Raw genomic sequence first — 19,113 nt, 5'->3', positions numbered from 1 at the left:
TTAAACATAAAAAGGTTTAACTTAGTTGCATATAATTATCATATTTCACTAACGAATTTTCATTTTATGAAATCAATTTTACTTTCTATCTTTTTTATAAGTTTTTTGGCTCAATCTCAGGTTTATAAAAAATCTGAGCCGTTTACACATACCTATAGTATAGTAGCCTTAGACGAAACTACCGGAGAAATGGGGGTAGCAGTGCAGAGCCATTGGTTTAGTGTTGGCAGTTTGGTAATTTATGGTGAAGCCGAAGTTGGAGTTGTTGCTACACAATCTTTAGTGAACCCTGCTTACGGACCAAAAGGCTTAGCGCTTATGAAACAGGGATTAAAACCGCAGCAGGCTTTAGAAGTATTGTTGGCAAACGACGAAGGCCAGGCCTACAGGCAGGTGGCCATGCTCAATAAAGAAGGATTGACCGCTACACATACCGGAAAATTATGCATTGAGGAGGCAGGCCATAAGCGTGGTAAAAATTATTCAGTTCAGGCCAATATGATGCTTAAAAATACTGTAGTTGATGCTATGGCAAGGGCGTTTGAAAATTATTCCGGTAATTTAGAAGATAGATTAATGGCGGCATTAAAGGCAGCTGAGCGTGAACAAGGCGATATTAGGGGTAAACAAAGCGCTGCTATTTTAATTGTTAATGCCAAAGCTACCGGAAATAGTTGGCAAGATACCAAAATGGAATTGAGGGTAGAAGACAGTGATAACCCTATTGAAGAACTTGAAAGATTGGTGAAGGTGCATAAAGCTTACGATTTTATGAATAAGGGTGATGTAGCCATGGAAAATGGCGACTCTAAAACCGCTGAGGACATGTATTTAAACGCCCAACAAATGTTCCCCGAAAATCTTGAAATGCAGTATTGGTATGCCGTCAACTTACTTAATAACAACGATATAGATAAGGCATTACCCATTTTGAAATCTATTTTTGAAACTAACAATAATTGGAGAACACTTACTTCCAGGCTTGTAAGGAGTAAGTTACTCAATGTTTCGCCGGAAGTTTTAAAAACAGTAATGGAATTGTAAAAATCATCTTAGTTTTTTTTTACTTTTAATCAATCTAATAAAATCCTTTCGTATGCTTAAAAAAGTAATGTTTTTTTTATTGGTAATAATTATCGTGGCGCAGTTCTTTTCGCCTGATAAAAATGATGGCGACATAGTTTCTGTAGATCACTTTTTAGTCGATACCAATCCACCCGATGAGGTCAAAGATATTTTATTAAACAATTGTTTTGATTGCCATTCAGATCACACCAGATATCCTTGGTATAACAGTATTACTCCGGTTAACTATTGGATTAATAGTCATGTTGTAGAAGGAAAATCTCATTTTAACGTTTCAAAATGGGCAGATTACAGCGATAAGAAAAAGGACCATAAAATGGAGGAGTTGATTGAAGAGGTTAAAGAAAAGAAAATGCCGTTACCTTCATACACATGGACACATCACGAAGCCGATTTAACCCATGACCAAATACAAGAAATGGTATACTGGGCGCAACTGGTACGATTTAAATACACCTTAACTCCTGAGCCTCAATAAATAATTTTTGAAACAACCAAAACTTTTGATTATCGGTTTTGTTTGGCCAGAACCTAACAGTACTGCGGCCGGTAGCAGAATGCTGCAGCTAATTGATATGTTTAAGAATTCTGGTTACCAAATTACTTTTGTTTCTGCCAGTTCTAAAACTAATCAGTCATTTGCTTTAGAAGCCATCGGTGTTCAAACGGCAAGTATACAATTAAATCATTCTGGTTTTGACGATTTCATTTCTGAATTGAATCCTCAAATCGTCATTTTCGACCGTTTTATGACCGAAGAACAATTTGGCTGGCGTGTTACCGAAAACTGTCCAAATGCCATCAAAATTTTAGATACCGAAGATTTACACTTTTTAAGAAAAGGCAGACAAATTGCATTAAAACAAGGAATACCCTTCGATGATAGTTTTCTCTACAACGATTTTACCAAACGCGAAATAGCATCTATTTATCGATCTGACTTGAGCTTGATAATTTCTGAAGAAGAAATGTGTTTTTTGCGTGGCGAGTTCGAAATTAATCCCAATTTGCTCGTCTATTTACCTTTTCTTTTAAACCCGATTACATCAGCCCAAATAGAGGCATTGCCAAAATTTGAGGAACGTTCTAATTTTGTGACTATCGGAAATTTTCGTCATGAGCCCAACTTAGATGCCGTTCTGTATTTAAAGCAAACCATTTGGCCCTTAATTAAAGCTAAACTTCCTGAAGCAGAATTGCATATTTATGGTGCTTACCCAACTGAAAAGGTGCTGCAACTTAACAATGAAAAGGAAGGTTTTCTGGTAAAAGGTCATGTAGCAGATGTCAACACAGTAATGCAAAACAGCAGAATTTGTTTAGCACCTTTGCGCTTTGGTGCCGGATTAAAAGGGAAGGTGATAGATGCTATGACAAACGGTACCCCTTGCATCATGACCACAGTTGCTGCCGAAGGTATTTTTAACCTTATGGAAACAGATGATTGCGTTTTAGACAACCCAAAAGATTATGCCAAACAAGCTGTATTACTTTACAAAGACCCATCTGAATGGCAATTTTATAGCAATAACGGGTTTAAAGTGATCAATGAACGTTTTCAAAAAGAAAAATTTGAGAAGGCGTTGATCAATACTATCGAAAATCTATCTAACAATCTGGCCCGTCATCGTCAAGAAAATTTTATTGGTCAATTATTGCAGCATCACACCATTCAAAGCACGAAGTATATGAGCAAATGGATTGAAGCCAAGCAAATTCAAAATCCCAATTAATCATCTTAAATTGTTATTCTTTTTAATAGCTTTGCAGCCTTTAAAATTTAAGAATGATTTCAGTCGATAATTTAGCTGTTGAATTTAGTGGAAGCACCTTATTTAGTGGTGTGTCTTTTACCATCAACGAAAACGATAAAATTGCCTTAATGGGCAAAAATGGCGCCGGTAAATCTACCATGATGAAGATTATAGCAGGAGAACAAAGACCGTCCCGAGGCAGTGTTCGCTTTCCAAAAGACGCCGTTATTGCTTATTTACCACAGCATTTATTAACCGAGGATCATAACACCGTTTTTGAAGAAGCTTCTAAGGCCTTTCAACATGTGTTTGAAATGAGGGCTGAAATGGATAATCTCAACCAACAACTCGAAACCCGAACCGATTACGAGTCTGATGATTATATGAATTTAATTCAACGAGTGTCTGATTTGGGTGAAAAGTTTTACGCTCTAGAAGATGTTAATTACGACGCTGAGGTTGAAAAAGCCTTAAGAGGTTTGGGTTTTAAACGCGAAGATTTTGCCCGAAAAACAAGCGAATTTAGTGGTGGTTATCGCATGCGTATAGAATTGGCTAAAATTCTGCTTCAAAAACCGGATTTAATTTTATTAGATGAGCCTACCAACCATATTGATATTGAATCGGTGATCTGGCTAGAAGATTTCTTAGTTAATAAGGCTAAGGCTGTAATGGTTATTTCGCATGATCGCGCTTTTATCGATAACATTACCAACCGAACTATAGAAGTAACTATGGGCAGAATTTACGATTATAAAGCCAATTACAGTCATTATTTGCAATTGCGCGAAGAGCGTCGTGCCCATCAAATAAAAGCCTATCAAGAACAACAAAAATTTATTGCCGAAACGCAGGCGTTTATTGAACGATTTAAAGGTACCTATTCTAAAACAAATCAGGTAAATTCTCGCGAGCGTATGCTTGAAAAGCTGGAAATTATAGAGGTTGACGAAATTGATACTTCTGCTTTGAAATTGCGTTTCCCACCGGCGCAGCGTTCAGGTGATTATCCCGTTACTGTTAAAGATTTGTCTAAATCCTATGGAGGGAAGGTGGTGTTTAAAAACGCCAACATGTCTATTTCCAGAGGTGAAAAAGTAGCGTTTGTAGGCCGCAACGGCGAAGGTAAATCGACTATGATAAAAGCCATCATGGGCGAAATTGAAGTTGAAGGTCAGTGCCAGTTGGGGCATAATGTAAAAGTAGGTTATTTTGCTCAGAATCAAGCGTCATTATTAGATGAAGGATTAACTATTTTTCAAACCGTGGATGAGGTTGCGCAAGGAGATATCAGAACCCAAATCAAGAACATTTTGGGTAGATTTATGTTTAAAGGCGATGATATCGACAAAAAAGTAAGTGTACTTTCGGGTGGTGAAAAAACCCGACTAGCCATGGTGAAATTGTTGTTAGAACCGGTTAACCTGCTTATACTAGATGAACCAACAAATCATTTGGATTTAAAGTCAAAAGATGTTCTTAAAGAAGCACTCATGGATTTTGACGGTACCTTGATTTTAGTCTCGCACGACCGCGATTTTCTACAAGGTTTGGCTAAAAAGGTATTTGAATTTAAAGACCAGCGCGTTATTGAACATTTCGAAACCATTGACGATTTCTTGGTGAGAAACAGGTTAGAGAATCTTAAAGCTATTGATTTACAATAAAAGATATTAAAACTGGTATCTTAAATTGATATTCCCAAAGTAATTAACCGGCGCACCAGGATAAAAGTAACGTGGTGCCGAATTACCAAAACCTACAGCGTTAGGTAAAATACTCGCTGCATAATTTAAATCGAATAAATTATTTACCCCTGCTGAAATATTTGCAATAATAGATTTAAATAACGGAAATTGGTACATCGCTTTTAAATTGGTAACACTATAGGCATCGCTAAACAAAGTATTGCCGTCGTTTAAAGGTATAGCACCAACGTGCAATAACGAAGCAAAAATTGACAATCCGAAATCGGTATTGATATCTAAGCCTGTTTGCCATTGCACATTTGGCGCACCTGTTAGCTTATTACCTGAGAAGTCCTCATCACCATCAACAAAATCTTTGAATCGGTAGTGATTTAAACTTCCGGTAAAATAAGGGCTTACTTCAATATTATTAAAAAGGGTTTCGTTATATCTCAAACTTAATTCAGCACCTTTGTGGCTGCTTTCACCGGCGTTGATACCTACAAATTGATCTTCGGCAATACGTCTGGCTACTAATAAATTATTAACTTGAAGGCTGTATAATGTTAACTCTGTGTAGAGTTTGTTTTTAAGTAAGGTTGATTTTACACCAACTTCATAATTCCAACCTCGTTCAGGTTTAAGTTCGGTATTGATGCTGCCCTCAGGTGTTAAAGTTTCCGCTACCGACGGCACTGAAAATCCACGACTCACCGAGCCAAAAATATTGGTATTTGGGTTGGCTTTGTAAGAAATACCCAATCTTGGTGACAATACGGTTTCAAAGCTGTAAGATTCTCTTTCAGAAGATGTATCTGAATTAAACTCGTCTTTTTGAGTATAAGTTGTACTGTTCAACGACAATCCGGCTTCAAAAAACCAGGTATTGTTTATGTTGGTAGATTGACTGATAAAAGCTCTGATGTAATTTCTATTCTGATTGGTTTTCGCAAATTGGTCGCCCTTAACACTGCCCACACCGGGTTGTTGTTGGTATAAATTTCGGAATAAGGAAAATGTATAATCTTCAGTCATGAGTTCGGTGCCAACTGTTAATTGTGTGTCGGCATTAAACAATTTGGTATTGTAATTTAATAGTGAGCGCAAACCTAAGGCGCCATTGACTTCATCTAAAATATCGAAAGGTCTCGGCTCGAAAGCATCTTTATAATTACCAAAAATGCTGGTAGACCAGTTTAAACGTGCATTGATGTTTAGTTTGTAATTAATTCCCAAAACCAGCCTCTTGTATGACTCAAAACCTTCCGATTGCGCCCAGTTGGCAGGAGCTGTTTGCGGATTGTTTTCAAAATCGGTTTCGTTGAGAGAACTCGGAATAAAGGCTTTTAGTCTGGTAAAAACCGAAATAAAACTCAACTTACTTTTTTCATTTAAAGCCAAGCTTCCGCTTAAGTTAAAGGCGTCCCGGTTATAGCGACTATTGTCTCTAAAACCATCGCTTTGCAGATGATTGTAGTTGGTCAGAAGATAATTATTTTCGTTTTGTACACCAACCGAAATATTTTGTCGCCATAGACCAAAACTGCCAACTTGGGTTATGTTTTGAACAAAATTATTTATAATGGGTTTGGATTTTAGTAGGATTACTCCACCTAATCCTGATCCGTAAATGGAATTGTTTGGACCTTTTAAAACTTCAATTCCGCCTAAATTTTCAACGTCTATATCTTCAATTACCGATTCGCCTTCGGCATTGGTTAGCGGAATATCTTCAAAATAAGTGGTGATTCGGTTGGTGCTGAATTGAGATCTGGCTCCAATACCTCTAATGGTAATGCGATTGGTGTTAAGATTGCCTTGCTGCATGTAAACACCGGGAATACTGTTCAACGCCGACGTAATGATGACTCCATCGTTTTTTTGTAAATCTGCAGCTGATAACTGAGATACAGAAATGGCTGTATTTTGGTATTTGGTACCGGCTTCTTTAACTAAGGTAATTTCAGATAGCTGGGTGGTGTCTTTTTGGGTTTGACTAAAGACATTGACCTTTAATAAAATAAAGACTGTTAAGCAAAAAAAGTATTTCAAGTTGCCTGTATTTTTCTGTAAAAATAGCTTATTCGGGTTGGTTAAGTCTAAAAGTTAAGTTAGAATTTTCAATAAATCTTTGATGCCTTCTGTAGCGGTTTTAGAAACAACTGTTAAGTGTTTTTTGGGTGTAATCGCAGGTTTGGGGTCAATAAAATAAACAGGTATATCTGGCGGCGCATAATGCAATAATCCGGCTGCCGGATACACTTGCATTGAGGTGCCTATGATTAGCAGTATATGGGCCGTTGCGCAAATTTCCATAGCGGTTTCAATCATTGGAACTTCTTCACCAAACCATACAATGTGTGGTCTTAGCTGATAACCTCTAGGGCACAAATCGCCTAATTTTATATCGTCGTTACAATCATAAATGATATCAGTATCGAATATACTTCTGGCTTTTAGTAATTCGCCGTGAAGATGAATAATCTTGCTGCTGCCGGCGCGTTCGTGTAAATCGTCTACATTTTGTGTGATAATACTTACCTTGTAGTGTTGTTCTAGTTCGGCCAGCGCTTTGTGTGCATAATTAGGTATGACTTCAAACAATTGCTTTCGTCTTTGGTTGTAAAAGTCTAAAACAAGTTTTGGATTATTAGCAAAACCTTGAGGCGAAGCCACTTCCATAACATCGTGGCCTTCCCATAAGCCATCGGCATCTCTAAAGGTTTTGATACCGCTTTCGGCACTCATTCCGGCCCCGGTTAAAACTACCAGATGTTTCATTTTAAATTAATTTAGTTTGAGCGACTGCTTCATTGGTTAAAAATACAGAATTGATTTATCTTTGAAAACATGACCGATTTAAAACTTTTAGAATATCTCAAAACCTTTATAACGCCGGAACGGCAAAATAGGATAGAAGCCATATTATCTCAACGAACCAGACATTTTTGTGTTGCGGTTGAAGATGTTTACCAACTTCATAATACAAGCGCTGTAATGCGCAGTTGCGATGTGTTTGGGGTGCAAGATTTACATGTTATTGAAGAACGCAATCTTAAACGAATAGACAGAGAAATTGCCATGGGCGCACAAAAATGGGTTGATGTGCACAGGTATCATAAAGTTGAAGATTGTATCAAAGAATTAAGAAAACAACAATACCAGATTGTTGCCACGACGCCGCATAACAACGATGTTTTATTAAGTGATTTTGATGTCACCAAAAAGTCGTGTTTTTTCTTCGGAAGGGAAACTGAAGGCTTGAGTGAAACTGTTTTGCAACAAGCTGACTGTTTTTTAAAGATTCCAATGATTGGTTTTACCGAAAGTTTAAATATATCAGTATCAGCCGCCATTATTTTACAAGACGTTACTTCAAGGTTGAGAAACAGTGATCTAAACTGGCAATTTTCTAAAGATGAAATAAACGAACAATACTTAAAATGGATTAAAAAAACCGTGAAAGATTTCGACAAGATTGTAGCCAGATACTACGACGACAAGGTTAGTTAGACTTGCCTTTTTTGTTTCGGCTCAGTACCTTATATTCTTCGTAACATTCGCTAATGGCGTCTAATATTTGTAAATCGTTGGCAGTCATGATAAAATCTTTAGAATAGTTGCATTGGCTTACCATTTCATCTAAATCAAACTTATCAACGTTGAGCAGTGCCATGAGCATTTCCCGGTCGAATCTGCTTGCCAGGACGTTTCTAATCTGGTCGTCTTCCTTCATTTTCCTGAGTTTGGCCATTTCTTTGGGTTTACTGCCAAACATATTGTAAAGTAAATCGGCGGGATTGAGTATAGAACTCAACACCTTGTTAACGCCACTGCCACGCGAACCGGCTTCATATCCTTGATTAGGTAGGCCCGAAACGCTAAATCGGTTATTAGATCTCAACGGAATTTGTTTGATATCGACTTCTAAAAATCCGGTAAGTTTATTTTGAAATACCACAACTTCTTCAAGTGCCAAAGCCAGCTCCGTCATTTTAATGGTGGTAGAGCCGTATTTAAACCAGTCGTTGGTAACACGAATTCTAATCGATTTAAAACCGAGATAGGAGAGATGTAAGGTATCGTTCACTTCGGCTTTAATTTCAAAATAGCCTTTCTCGTCGGTTGAGGTACCAATCACCTGATTTAAGTTAACAATGTTTACATTTTCAAGTGGTTGGTCGTTTGAACCATTAACAATGGTACCGTGAATTTTTTCAGGTTCCTGACCAAAGCCAAAATGCAGCGTAAAAAATACCAGTAAAGCGGTTAAAACAATCCTCATGTATTAGTTTTATCAACTTGATGAGCAAAAAGTGAACCAAAAAAAATTAAAGCGGAATTCAATTTGAGACTAACTTACACCACATCATTATAAGACAAAGTTAAGAATAATAAGTAAATCCTTATGCTTAGCCTTATCATTTGACTTTAAATTAACAATACTCTGCTACTTACGTCTTGATTTTCTGGGTCTGGAAACAGCACCGTCAAACTTGCCAAACGATTTGGTTTTTTTGCCTTTATCGCCACCGCTGCGTTTAAAATTACCTGATGGCTGACTTTCAAAATCGCTACTTCTTCGCTTTCCAGAAAATTTACTACCGCGACTTTTTTCTTTTCTGCCTTTATCTGTTGAAATTTCAACATTTACATAACGGCCGTTGTGTTTAAAATCTGTGAAGAATTCAACCACTTTCGGCATGTGCTCGGCATCAGTGCTAAAAAACGAAAAGGTTTCTTTCACTTCAACTTTAAACACATCATCTCGGCCCAAATCCAGGACAGCTTTTAAGAAATCTTTCAAGCTCATCCAGTCGTAACCGTCTTTCCTACCTACATTAATAAAATATCTAACGGCATTTTCTGATGGTGTATAATCACCGCTATCACTGTGCTTTCCGCTATCAGCGGCATTAAGGTCTTTAGAGTTTCTGTAATAGTTATAGAAACGGGTAAACTCCACCGAGAAGAATTTTTTAATAAGTTCGTCTTTGCTAGTATCTGCAAACAAGGTGTTGATTTCCTCAATGTGGTCGTCTATAGCGTGGTTAATTTCGGTATTGTGAATTTTATGCGCCAAAGACATTAATTGAACTTGGCAAATATCTAATCCGTTAGGTATTTGTTTGTGAACGAATTGTTTTTTAATGATGCGCTCAATAGCCTTGATTTTACGTATTTCGCTTTTGGTAATGATGACCATAGAAATACCGGTTTTTCCGGCACGACCGGTTCTTCCAGAACGGTGCGTATAGGTTTCAATTTCGTCGGGAAGCTGGTAATTAATAACGTGTGTAATATCTTCAACGTCAATCCCGCGTGCAGCTACATCGGTAGCTACCAGCATTTGTATTTGTTTTGCTCTAAAGGCTTTCATGACCATGTCGCGCTGATTCTGACTTAAATCGCCATGTAAAGCACCGGCATTGTAACCGTCTTCAATCAATTTTTCTGCCACTCTTTGGGTGTCGCTTTTAGTTCGGCAAAATACCACCGAAAAAATATCAGGATTGGCATCGGCCAATCTTTTTAATCCGGCATAACGGTCACGACCACCAACCATATAGTATTCGTGAGATACTTGCTCGCTACCAACGTTTTTTGCGCCAACAGTAACTTCAACGGGCTGTTTCATAAATTTTTTAGCGATGGTAGACACTTCTTGTGGCATGGTAGCCGAAAACAACCAGGTATTTTTTTCTTTAGGTGTGTGCGATAAAATATCGGTAATGTCTTCGTAGAAGCCCATATTTAGCATTTCGTCGGCCTCGTCTAAAACGGCATATTCTATTTGGGAAATGTCAACCAGGTTTCGGTTAATCATATCTTTCATACGGCCGGGTGTTGCTACAATGATTTGTGCACCGCGTTTTACATCGCGTGCTTGGTCTGTAATACTGGCGCCACCATAGATAGCTACTACATTTAAACCATTGCAATATTTACCGTAAAGCTTAAGTTCGTTGGTAATTTGCATGCAAAGTTCTCGCGTTGGCGATAAAATCAAACCTTGGGTGCTACGACTGTTGATGTTTATTTTTTGCAACATCGGGAAACCGAAAGCTGCGGTTTTACCTGTACCTGTCTGGGCCAAGGCTACTAAGTCGGTATCTTGCTCGAGTAAAACAGGAATGGTTTTGATTTGAACTTCGCTAGGCGTGTTAAATCCTAAATCGGTAATGGCATTTAAAAGGTCTTGGTTAAGACCTAATTCGTGGAATGTGTTCATTCTAAAGTAATAAGTATTCGATTGTCTAACGTTTTGTGCCACTTAGAAGCAAATCGACATACTTAAACCTCAACTTCTTGTAACACATCCTCACCCTGAGGAATTTTAAGCGGCAAAGGTACGATAATAATTGAGATTTCCTATTTTGAGTGTAGTAATGTTAAAACGTTGTTTATTAAAATATTATAAGCTGAAGTGAAATTATTTTTGGAACCCACGGTTGAAACCGTGTGTTTATATAACCGCTTTTTATGAGATAAGAACTAGACTAAACATCTAACTTATTAAAAAAATCAACCAATTGCCTAATAGCATTTCCCCTGTGGCCAATGCGATTTTTTTCTTGAAGAGACATTTCGGCAAAGGTTTGGTTTGATTCTAACGGTTTAAAAATCGGGTCGTATCCAAAGCCTTTATGACCTTGTTTTTCTAAAGTGATGTTGCCTTTGCAAATTCCTGTGAAGGTATGTACCTGGTTGTTATAGTGTAAGGCAATAACCGTTTTAAACTGGGCTTGTCTGTTGCTTTGATTTTCTAAATTTTTAAGAAGTAAATTTATATTATCTTCATTATTGCGTTGTTCTCCGGCGTATCTGGCCGAGTAAACGCCTGGTTCATTGTTAAGCGCTTCAACCTCTAAGCCTGTATCGTCAGCAAAACAATCGTAGCCGTAATGGTCTTCTATGTATTGTGCTTTTTGAATGGCGTTGCCTTTAATGCTAGGCTGGGTTTCAGGGATGTCTTCATTACAACCAATGTCATTTAAACTCAAAATATGTATATTCGTTGGAAGCATTGATTGAACTTCCTTCAGTTTGTTTAAATTGTTGGAAGCGAAAACTATTTGTATCATAAAAATGTTATCAAAAATCGGACTTAAAAATAACTAATATTAACTTTATAGTACTAAGTTTTCTTTTTTAATAAGCCAATAAGCAATCATTAAAATTACTGTTATATGATTTCAAAAATAGGAGATCAGTTTACCAAACTATTCATCAAGTTTATGCCCGATGCCTTTGTATTTGCCTTGTTGCTTACACTGGTAACTGTTTTAGGGGCCTATTTTTTTATGGACAGTCAACCCATAGATATTATTAAAGCCTGGTATGGCGGTTTTTTTGATTTGCTGGAGTTTGGTATGCAAATAGTTTTAATCATTATTACCGGCTACAGTATTGCCTTATCACCAATTATTGGCAAGGGTGTGGATTATCTGGCAAGGTATATTAAAACACCGGCGCAAGTTTACTTTTTTGTAGTAATGACAGGTATGTTATTGTCAATGATAAGTTTTGGTTGGATAGTTATTACCTGTTTTTTAGCTCGGGCTTTGGCGCTTCGGGTTAATGGAATTCACTATCCGTATTTGGTAGCCTGTGTATATTTTTCAATGAATAGTTGGGTTTTGGGTTTGTCGAGTTCTATTCCCTTGTTATTAAATACAGAAAATAATTATTTGATTTCCAAAGGTATTCTTGAAAATTTAATTCCAACTACTTATACATTGGGATCAGTGATGAATCTGGCTATGATGGCACTCATGGTAATTGGCGCACCGCTATTAATGTTATTACTAAAACCTAAAAAGTCAACTTTAGAACTGAAGTCAGTTAATAATCAACAAAACAATTCAATAAAAACCGAGGCCGAAGCTTTAAAACTACCCTTTAAAGCGATATCAGACAAACTTAACAATAGTCGTATCATTCAGTGGGTGGTAGTTTTGATGGGTCTCATTTATATTGGATATCATTTTAGCACGAGAGGATTAGATTTGAATTTCAATATCATGATTTTCATTTTTTTAATGTTGGGAATGGCCTTTCATCAAACGCCTATGCGGTACGTTATTTCGATGAAACACGCCAGTAGTAACGTCTCAGGAATTTTATTTCAATATCCCTTTTACGCTGGCATTATGGGCATTATGTTATACACAGGATTGGGTGAAGCTACGGCGAAGGTTTTAGCTTCAGTTGCTACTATGGATACCTATCCGTTTTTTGCATATGTAACCGGCGGATTTGTAAACTTTGCCATTCCTTCAGCAGGCGGCGAATTTGCTGTTATTGGTCCGAGTATTATCGAAGCGGTCAAAGAAATTGGTACTGGCTTGTCTCAATCCGAAATAGATGCTATGGTAGCCAAAGCATCTATGTCTGTTGCCTACGGCGAAAGTTTAAGCAACATGATTCAGCCTTTTTATTTATTACTGGTTTTGCCAATTATGGGTGCCGGTATAAACCTGCAAGCACGTGATGTTATGGGGTATCTGGTACTACCAGTAGTTGTGTTTTTTATTTTACAAGTGGCTATTATTTCCTTTTTACCCATTTAAAAAATACCGCAAATGATGTTAGTCATATAGCCTTTGTTTTTTATTGATTATATTTGAGTAAATCAAGAAAAATTAAGATACATGACAGTAATCATTCAATATGTTCAATTAGACCGCAGTGAAAGTTTAGATGCTTTTATTGAAAAACGTCTACAAAAATTAACTAAAAAATACGAGTGGTTGATAAGTGCGGATGTTGCCATTAAAGAAGATGTAAAAGACAATGTAAACGGAAAGATTTGCAGTATGGAATTAAGTCTTCCGGGACCCCGTATTTTCGCGACTTCTAATGAACGCAACTACGAATTAGCCGTTAAAGAAACCATTAGTGATTTAGAAAAACAACTAAAAAAACGCAAAGAAACCTTTAAAACACATTAATTTAAGTTAGACGCTTAAATACGCAACCTTACTACCACGGTTTATCTGTGGTGGTAAGGTTCGTTTTTTAAAATGGTATGAGCGCGGTACAATTGCTCAATAAAAAACAAACGAATCATTTGGTGGGAAAAGGTCATTTTAGACAGCGAGACCTTTCCGGAGCATTTTTGATACACCATTTCTGAGAAGCCATACGGACCGCCGATTACAAATACCAAGTTTTTAATTCCCGAATTCATATGTTTTTGAAGGTAATCGGCAAAATGTTCTGAGCTGTATTGTTGACCGTTTTCATCAAGTAAAATCAATACATCAGATGTTGATATTTTGCTTAAAATTAGCTCTCCTTCTTTTTGCTTTTGTTCGGTCTCACTTAGGTTTTTGGCTTTTTTTAAATCAGGAATTACTTCCAACTCAAAACGGGTGTAAAAAGAGAGTCGTTTGATGTAATCAGTCATCAGAAGTTCCAATGCTTTATTGTCGGTTTTACCTATGCATATCAGTTTAATAGTCATTAGGCAAAATTACAATTTTATTGGAATTTGTAATTAGTAAATTACCTGCCGGTTAGCAGTCTGTGAATTTTGAATTTGTTACTTTTACATAAAATTTAGTTGATATGATTTCTGAAGCAGAATTCAACAATGAGTTACATTTAATTATAGTTAATGCCATACGCGAGGACGTTGGAGATGGCGATCACAGTTCGTTGGCTTGTATTCCTTCCGATGCTATAGGCAAGGCTAAGTTGTTGGTAAAAGATGAAGGTATTATTGCCGGAGTTGAATTTGCAAAAAAAGTGTTTCGTTATGTGGACGCTAATTTTACTGTTACAACTTTAATTGAAGACGGCGCGCCTGTTAAATACGGTGATATTGTATTTTATGTTGAAGGTCCGTCGCGATCTATTTTACAAGCCGAAAGGTTGGTGCTTAATGCCATGCAGCGCATGAGTGCCATAGCTACCAAAACTAAACAATATGTAGATATGCTGGACGGCACTAATACCAAAATTTTAGATACCAGAAAAACCACACCGGGCATTAGAACCATTGAAAAATGGGCTGTAAGAATTGGTGGTGGCGAAAATCACCGTTATGGATTGTATGATATGATTATGTTGAAAGACAATCATATCGATTTTGCCGGTGGTATTACCAAAGCCATCGAAAAAACTAAGCAATATTTAAAAGAACGACGAAAAAATTTAAAAATCATTGTTGAAGCTCGCAATTTGGATGAGGTGGCCGAGATTTTAAAAAATGACGGCATTCACCGAATTTTATTAGACAATTTCAATTACGAAGACACTAAAAAAGCTGTTGAGATGATTGGTCATAAATGCCAAACCGAATCGTCGGGCGGTATTAACGAGAACACCATAAGAGCCTATGCAGAATGTGGTGTGGATTATATTTCGTCCGGTGCCTTAACACATTCGGTTTACAATATGGATTTAAGTTTGAAAGCCGTAGATTAAATTTTGATTTGTAATCCATGACTAAACCTATAGAAGATAAACTGGAAAAAATTCCGATAGTAAAAAATGTGGTTCGTTTTTTAAAAGGGTTAAAGTTGCCGGGTTTTGAAGGACTGTCAATTTATGATTTAATCGAACTTTATGTTATAGGCATTGCAGAAGGTGCGCTAACCACCAGAGCCAGTGCTATTGCGTTCAATTTTTTTACAGCCATTTTTCCATTTTTGCTTTTTGTAATTGTATTAATTCCCATCATCCCCATTGCGGATTTTCAGGAAGAATTTCTAGCATTTTTGGATTCTATTTTACCGCCGCAAACCTTCGATTTTTTCTCTCAAAATATTTTTGAAAATATCAGCAAAGAGAGCAGTGGGAGTTTGTTGTCTACCGTTTTTATATTGTCCATTATTTTAATGGCAAATGGTGTTAATGCGGTTTTTGCAGGTTTTGAAAGTTCTTATCACAAACAGACTTCAAGGTCTATACTTAATCAGTATCTCTACGCACTTGGAGTGGCATTAATTTTGGCTTTATTGGTAATTTTAACGGTAGCTGTTTTCGGGTATTTTCAAATTTATATTATGCAACCCATTTACAATAGTTTAACCGGTGAAGCCCTTTCTGAAACAGCTAATGCACTTAGATGGATCCAGTTTGGCAAGTATTTGTTTTTTATTGTAATGACTTATATTGGAACTGCAACCCTTTATTATTTTGGTACGCACGAAGGTCGTGACAACAAGTTCTTTTCGGTTGGTGCATTATTAACTACCTTATTAATAATGGTCACCTCATTTCTTTTTGGGGTGTACATCGATAACTTTTCAAAGTATAACGAATTGTATGGTTCTATTGGGGCATTGTTGATTTTACTCTTCTATTTATGGTTGAATTCTAATATTTTATTGTTGGGCTATGAGTTGAACGCGTCTTTAAATAGACTAAGGAAAATCAATTCGTGATGCTTCATTTTGTTGATGTAATATTGCCTATTCCAATACCCAAGCTATATACTTATGTCATAACAGAGGCTGAAGTGCAATTTCTAAAACCCGGAATGCGAGTGGCTGTTCCTTTTGGAAAGCGAAAAATTTTTACCGCCATTGTGCATCACACCCATAACAATGCACCCTTGGTTTATGAGGCTAAGCCTATTTATCAGATTCTAGATGAAAAACCTGTATTAACTCAAAAGCAATTGGAACTTTTTGAGTGGATTGGCAATTATTATTTGTGCAGTTTGGGTGAAGTGGTAAGGGCAGCCTTACCAAGTGGGTTTTTAATTGAAAGCGAAACAGTTATCAAGTCGGCTAATTTAGAAGTCAAAGACGACACCGGTCTTAACGACGACGAATTTTTAATTATTGAAGCCTTACAACACCAATCGTCGTTATCAATTAACGACGTTATCAACATACTTGAAAAGCAACGTGTGTTGCCTGTGGTGAACAGCTTAATTGAAAAAGGATTAATTACAGTTCAGGAAGAATTGTTCGAAACCTATAAACCAAAATTGGTTAAGTTCATTAAGTTAAACGATCAGTATAAAAGTGAAAAAAAGCTACAATTAATTTTAGAACAGTTGAGCAAGGCACCTAAGCAACGTGAAGTGTTGCTTACTTTTTTCAGTATGCAGGCAAAAGAAAAGGGCGCCTTAAAGACTTCAGATTTAAAGTCGGCTGTTGAAGCCTCAGACAGTGTTATTAAATCCTTAATTGATAAAGGAATATTAGTTGAATTCGATAAAAAAACAGACAGAGTTCAATTTGAAGGCGAAGTTAATGAAACCGGCTTAAAGCTTCAGGATTTCCAGCAAATCGCATTAAATGAGATTAATGAAAACTTCAAACAACACGATGTTTGTTTGTTGCATGGCGTCACCGCTTCGGGGAAGACCGAAATTTATATTCAATTTATCAATCAAATTCTTCAGCAGAATCAACAAGTGTTATATCTGGTTCCTGAAATTGCGTTAACCACACAACTGGTCGAGCGTTTGCAAGCTCATTTTGGAGAACAGGTGGCAGTGTTCCACTCAAAATATTCCAATTTTGAGCGCATGGAAGTTTGGAACCACGTTTTAGAGCACAGTTCAAAAGCACAGGTAATTATAGGTGCAAGGTCGTCTGTATTATTGCCATTTAAGAACTTAGGACTGGTGATTGTTGACGAAGAACACGAGCAATCTTACAAACAATTTGATCCTGCACCGAGATATCACGCCCGAGATTCGGCTATCGTTTTAGCAGCCATCTTTAAGGTGAAAACCTTGCTGGGTTCGGCTACTCCAAGTTTAGAAAGTTATTTTAATGCCAAACAAAATAAATACGGATTAGTTGAAATTAACCAGCGCTATAACAATGTGTTAATGCCCGAAATTGAATTGGTAGATTTAAAAGATAAATACAAGCGAAAGCGTATGAAAGGGCACTTTAGCGATCGGTTGATTGAAGAAATTCAAGAGGCTCTATCAAACGGCTTACAGGTGATTTTGTTTCAAAATCGTCGTGGTTTCGCACCCATTGTAGAGTGTTTAACATGTGGTCACGCACCTCAATGTCCACATTGCGATGTAAGTTTAACCTTTCACAGGTATCGCAATCAGTTGCGTTGCCATTATTGTGGTTATAACAGGGCGGTACCGCAGCAGTGCGATGCTTGTGGCTCTTCGCACTTAGACACCAAAGGTTTTGGAACCGAGCAAATTGAAGCCGAAGCCAAAGAATTATTTCCGGATGCCAAAGTAACGAGAATGGATTTGGATACCACGCGCGGAAAATACGGTTACCAAAAAGTAATTGCAGCTTTTGAGCAACACGAAGTTGATATTTTAGTAGGTACACAAATGGTTACCAAAGGACTAGATTTTAGAAACGTAAAAGTTGTTGGTATTATGAATGCTGATAACAGCCTTAACTTCCCGGATTTCAGGGCACATGAACGCAGTTTTCAATTAATTACTCAGGTAGCAGGACGTGCAGGTCGAACAGACGAAAGGGGTAAAGTACTGGTGCAAACTTTTAATCCGCATCACAATATTTTGCAGCAGGTATCACAGCATAAATACTACGATATGTATGCTGAGCAAATGAACGAGCGTCATAATTTTAAGTATCCGCCAATTTACAGATTGATAAAAATTACTTTAAAACACAAAGATTTTAACAAGGTCAACCTGGCTGCAGAGTGGTACGCCAAATCGCTAAGGCAGTTTTTTGGAGCATACGTTTTGGGTCCTGAGTTTCCGCCGGTTTCCAGAATTAGGAATCAGTACCATAAAAATATACTGATTAAAATTGCGGCAGGTCAGTCGGTAAAAAAAACAAAAGAAGCCGTTGTTAAAATAAACAACAGCTTCGAAAGTGTAAAAGATTTTAAGGCTGTAAGAGTAGTTTTAAATGTCGATAATTATTAATCCATATTGTTTAATGCATCAACTAACTGCGTCTTTTTATTTCGGCTTAGCGGAATTTCGTAAGCTCCAACTTCCACATTTTTACTGTTAAATCTGTCTATTTTATCCAGATTTACAATATAAGATTTGTGAATGCGCAAAAACTTCCCTTCGGGTAATTCTTTTTCAAAACTTTTCATGGTAGATAGTACTACCAGGCTATTCTCTTCTGTAACTACTTTCACATAATCACCAAGCGCTTCAATCCATTTAATATCCTTAACGTAAACCTTACGCTTTTTCAGGTTACTTTTTACAAAGATATGCTCGCCGTCTGCCTCGTTAAAGTCCATTTTTAACTTGTGTTGTTCTAGGGCTTTTTCAACAGCTTGGTTAAAACGTTCTTTGGTGATTGGCTTTTGCAAATAATCGGTAGCGTCGTAGTTAAACGCTTTAAAGGCATACTCTGTTTTTCCTGTAACAAAAATGATTTGGGGCTTGTTGTTAAGGACATCCAGCAGCTCAAAACCGTTTAAAACAGGCATTTCAATATCCAAGAAGATTAAATCTACTTTATGGGTATTGAGACCATTTTTGGTTTCAAGGGCACTGCTGTATTCTGCAATCAAATTAAGAGAAGGATGACCTTCAATCAACTTAACTATGGATAAGCGTTGAATTGCAGAATCATCAACTACTACACAGTTTAAAGTCATAACATTTTTAAATTTTAGGTTAAGATATCGACAATGTTACG

The 19,113-nt window shown here is 37.0% G+C and carries 17 protein-coding genes; 10 read left to right on the top strand and 7 right to left on the bottom strand.

The features are described 5' to 3' along the window. The first annotated feature begins 66 nt into the window (after positions 1–66). From FJ651_RS06320 to FJ651_RS06305, 4 genes are read left to right on the top strand one after another with little or no spacing between them, the layout of a single operon-like run. Complete coding sequence (locus FJ651_RS06320) at positions 67–1,044, top strand: DUF1028 domain-containing protein (protein WP_140989634.1); 978 nt, start codon at positions 67–69, stop codon at positions 1,042–1,044. Positions 1,045–1,096: 52 nt separating this feature from the next. Continuing rightward, complete coding sequence (locus FJ651_RS06315) at positions 1,097–1,564, top strand: heme-binding domain-containing protein (RefSeq protein WP_140989633.1); 468 nt, start codon at positions 1,097–1,099, stop codon at positions 1,562–1,564. A 7-nt stretch (positions 1,565–1,571) separates the two neighbouring features. Further along, positions 1,572–2,819 carry a glycosyltransferase gene (locus FJ651_RS06310; protein ID WP_246085326.1) on the top strand — a complete coding sequence of 416 codons (1,248 nt, stop codon included), beginning with the start codon at positions 1,572–1,574 and terminating at the stop codon, positions 2,817–2,819. Between the two features lie 53 nt (positions 2,820–2,872). Beyond that, positions 2,873–4,507 (top strand): ABC-F family ATP-binding cassette domain-containing protein, encoded by a 1,635-nt coding sequence (locus FJ651_RS06305; RefSeq protein WP_140989632.1) that lies wholly within the window; start codon positions 2,873–2,875, stop codon positions 4,505–4,507. A gap of 6 nt (positions 4,508–4,513) precedes the next feature. Here the strand turns inward: FJ651_RS06305 and FJ651_RS06300 are convergent, their stop codons facing one another. Then, positions 4,514–6,580 carry a TonB-dependent receptor family protein gene (locus FJ651_RS06300; RefSeq protein WP_140989631.1) on the bottom strand — a complete coding sequence of 689 codons (2,067 nt, stop codon included), beginning with the start codon at positions 6,578–6,580 and terminating at the stop codon, positions 4,514–4,516. A gap of 54 nt (positions 6,581–6,634) precedes the next feature. Next, a complete protein-coding gene (locus tag FJ651_RS06295) occupies positions 6,635–7,309 on the bottom strand; it encodes an SIR2 family NAD-dependent protein deacylase (RefSeq protein ID WP_140989630.1) in 675 nt (224 codons plus the stop codon). Between the two features lie 69 nt (positions 7,310–7,378). Here FJ651_RS06295 and FJ651_RS06290 point away from each other — a divergent pair, with 69 nt between their 5' ends. After that, the gene (locus FJ651_RS06290; protein ID WP_140989629.1) at positions 7,379–8,041 is read left to right on the top strand and encodes a TrmH family RNA methyltransferase; all 663 of its coding nucleotides are present in this window, start codon (positions 7,379–7,381) and stop codon (positions 8,039–8,041) included. Here the strand turns inward: FJ651_RS06290 and FJ651_RS06285 are convergent. The 3 genes from FJ651_RS06285 to FJ651_RS06275 form a co-directional block, all read right to left on the bottom strand. Next, a complete protein-coding gene (locus tag FJ651_RS06285) occupies positions 8,034–8,813 on the bottom strand; it encodes a carboxypeptidase-like regulatory domain-containing protein (protein ID WP_140989628.1) in 780 nt (259 codons plus the stop codon). The two genes, FJ651_RS06290 and FJ651_RS06285, sit on opposite strands and share 8 nt — an antisense overlap. Positions 8,814–8,978: 165 nt before the next feature. After that, a complete protein-coding gene (locus FJ651_RS06280; RefSeq protein ID WP_140989627.1) occupies positions 8,979–10,760 on the bottom strand; it encodes a DEAD/DEAH box helicase in 1,782 nt (593 codons plus the stop codon). Between the two features lie 268 nt (positions 10,761–11,028). Beyond that, positions 11,029–11,610, bottom strand: coding sequence for a non-canonical purine NTP diphosphatase (locus FJ651_RS06275; RefSeq protein WP_140990130.1), 582 nt, complete (start codon positions 11,608–11,610; stop codon positions 11,029–11,031). Between the two features lie 108 nt (positions 11,611–11,718). On the opposite strand from FJ651_RS06275, the gene FJ651_RS06270 reads away from it, so the two are divergent. Both FJ651_RS06270 and FJ651_RS06265 read left to right on the top strand, forming a co-directional pair. Further along, complete coding sequence (locus FJ651_RS06270) at positions 11,719–13,101, top strand: TIGR00366 family protein (RefSeq protein ID WP_140989626.1); 1,383 nt, start codon at positions 11,719–11,721, stop codon at positions 13,099–13,101. Positions 13,102–13,182: 81 nt separating this feature from the next. Next, positions 13,183–13,482, top strand: coding sequence for an HPF/RaiA family ribosome-associated protein (locus FJ651_RS06265; RefSeq protein ID WP_140989625.1), 300 nt, complete (start codon positions 13,183–13,185; stop codon positions 13,480–13,482). A 41-nt stretch (positions 13,483–13,523) separates the two neighbouring features. On the opposite strand, the gene rlmH is transcribed toward FJ651_RS06265, so the two are convergent. Beyond that, positions 13,524–13,997, bottom strand: a complete 474-nt coding sequence (rlmH, locus tag FJ651_RS06260; protein ID WP_140989624.1) for a 23S rRNA (pseudouridine(1915)-N(3))-methyltransferase RlmH — start codon at positions 13,995–13,997, stop codon at positions 13,524–13,526. 104 nt (positions 13,998–14,101) lie between these two features. On the opposite strand from rlmH, the gene nadC reads away from it, so the two are divergent. From nadC to priA, 3 genes are read left to right on the top strand one after another with little or no spacing between them, the layout of a single operon-like run. Then, positions 14,102–14,962 (top strand): carboxylating nicotinate-nucleotide diphosphorylase, encoded by an 861-nt coding sequence (gene nadC / locus FJ651_RS06255; protein ID WP_140989623.1) that lies wholly within the window; start codon positions 14,102–14,104, stop codon positions 14,960–14,962. 17 nt (positions 14,963–14,979) lie between these two features. Next, on the top strand, positions 14,980–15,924 hold the full coding sequence (locus FJ651_RS06250; protein ID WP_140989622.1) for a YihY/virulence factor BrkB family protein: 945 nt from the start codon (positions 14,980–14,982) through the stop codon (positions 15,922–15,924). Beyond that, a complete protein-coding gene (priA, locus tag FJ651_RS06245; protein ID WP_140989621.1) occupies positions 15,924–18,377 on the top strand; it encodes a replication restart helicase PriA in 2,454 nt (817 codons plus the stop codon). The genes FJ651_RS06250 and priA overlap by 1 nt, the downstream gene beginning before the upstream one ends. On the opposite strand, the gene FJ651_RS06240 is transcribed toward priA, so the two are convergent. Next, positions 18,374–19,072 carry a LytR/AlgR family response regulator transcription factor gene (locus FJ651_RS06240; RefSeq protein WP_140989620.1) on the bottom strand — a complete coding sequence of 233 codons (699 nt, stop codon included), beginning with the start codon at positions 19,070–19,072 and terminating at the stop codon, positions 18,374–18,376. The two genes, priA and FJ651_RS06240, sit on opposite strands and share 4 nt — an antisense overlap. Positions 19,073–19,113: the final 41 nt, after the last annotated feature.

It is taken from the genome of Paucihalobacter ruber, from assembly GCF_006494535.1.
In the GTDB taxonomy this organism is placed as follows: domain Bacteria; phylum Bacteroidota; class Bacteroidia; order Flavobacteriales; family Flavobacteriaceae; genus Paucihalobacter; species Paucihalobacter ruber.
Note: the sequence above shows the minus strand (reverse complement) of the source record. Positions and strands in the feature narration are given on the sequence as shown.

Coding starts and splice junctions, on each gene's coding strand:
- FJ651_RS06320 (WP_140989634.1), top strand. CDS start 67: ATGAAATCAATTTTACTTTCTATCTTTTTTATAAGTTTTTTGGCTCAA.
- FJ651_RS06315 (WP_140989633.1), top strand. CDS start 1,097: ATGCTTAAAAAAGTAATGTTTTTTTTATTGGTAATAATTATCGTGGCG.
- FJ651_RS06305 (WP_140989632.1), top strand. CDS start 2,873: ATGATTTCAGTCGATAATTTAGCTGTTGAATTTAGTGGAAGCACCTTA.
- FJ651_RS06295 (WP_140989630.1), bottom strand. CDS start 7,309: ATGAAACATCTGGTAGTTTTAACCGGGGCCGGAATGAGTGCCGAAAGC.
- FJ651_RS06290 (WP_140989629.1), top strand. CDS start 7,379: ATGACCGATTTAAAACTTTTAGAATATCTCAAAACCTTTATAACGCCG.
- FJ651_RS06285 (WP_140989628.1), bottom strand. CDS start 8,813: ATGAGGATTGTTTTAACCGCTTTACTGGTATTTTTTACGCTGCATTTT.
- FJ651_RS06280 (WP_140989627.1), bottom strand. CDS start 10,760: ATGAACACATTCCACGAATTAGGTCTTAACCAAGACCTTTTAAATGCC.
- FJ651_RS06270 (WP_140989626.1), top strand. CDS start 11,719: ATGATTTCAAAAATAGGAGATCAGTTTACCAAACTATTCATCAAGTTT.
- FJ651_RS06265 (WP_140989625.1), top strand. CDS start 13,183: ATGACAGTAATCATTCAATATGTTCAATTAGACCGCAGTGAAAGTTTA.
- rlmH (WP_140989624.1), bottom strand. CDS start 13,997: ATGACTATTAAACTGATATGCATAGGTAAAACCGACAATAAAGCATTG.
- nadC (WP_140989623.1), top strand. CDS start 14,102: ATGATTTCTGAAGCAGAATTCAACAATGAGTTACATTTAATTATAGTT.
- FJ651_RS06250 (WP_140989622.1), top strand. CDS start 14,980: ATGACTAAACCTATAGAAGATAAACTGGAAAAAATTCCGATAGTAAAA.
- priA (WP_140989621.1), top strand. CDS start 15,924: ATGCTTCATTTTGTTGATGTAATATTGCCTATTCCAATACCCAAGCTA.
- FJ651_RS06240 (WP_140989620.1), bottom strand. CDS start 19,072: ATGACTTTAAACTGTGTAGTAGTTGATGATTCTGCAATTCAACGCTTA.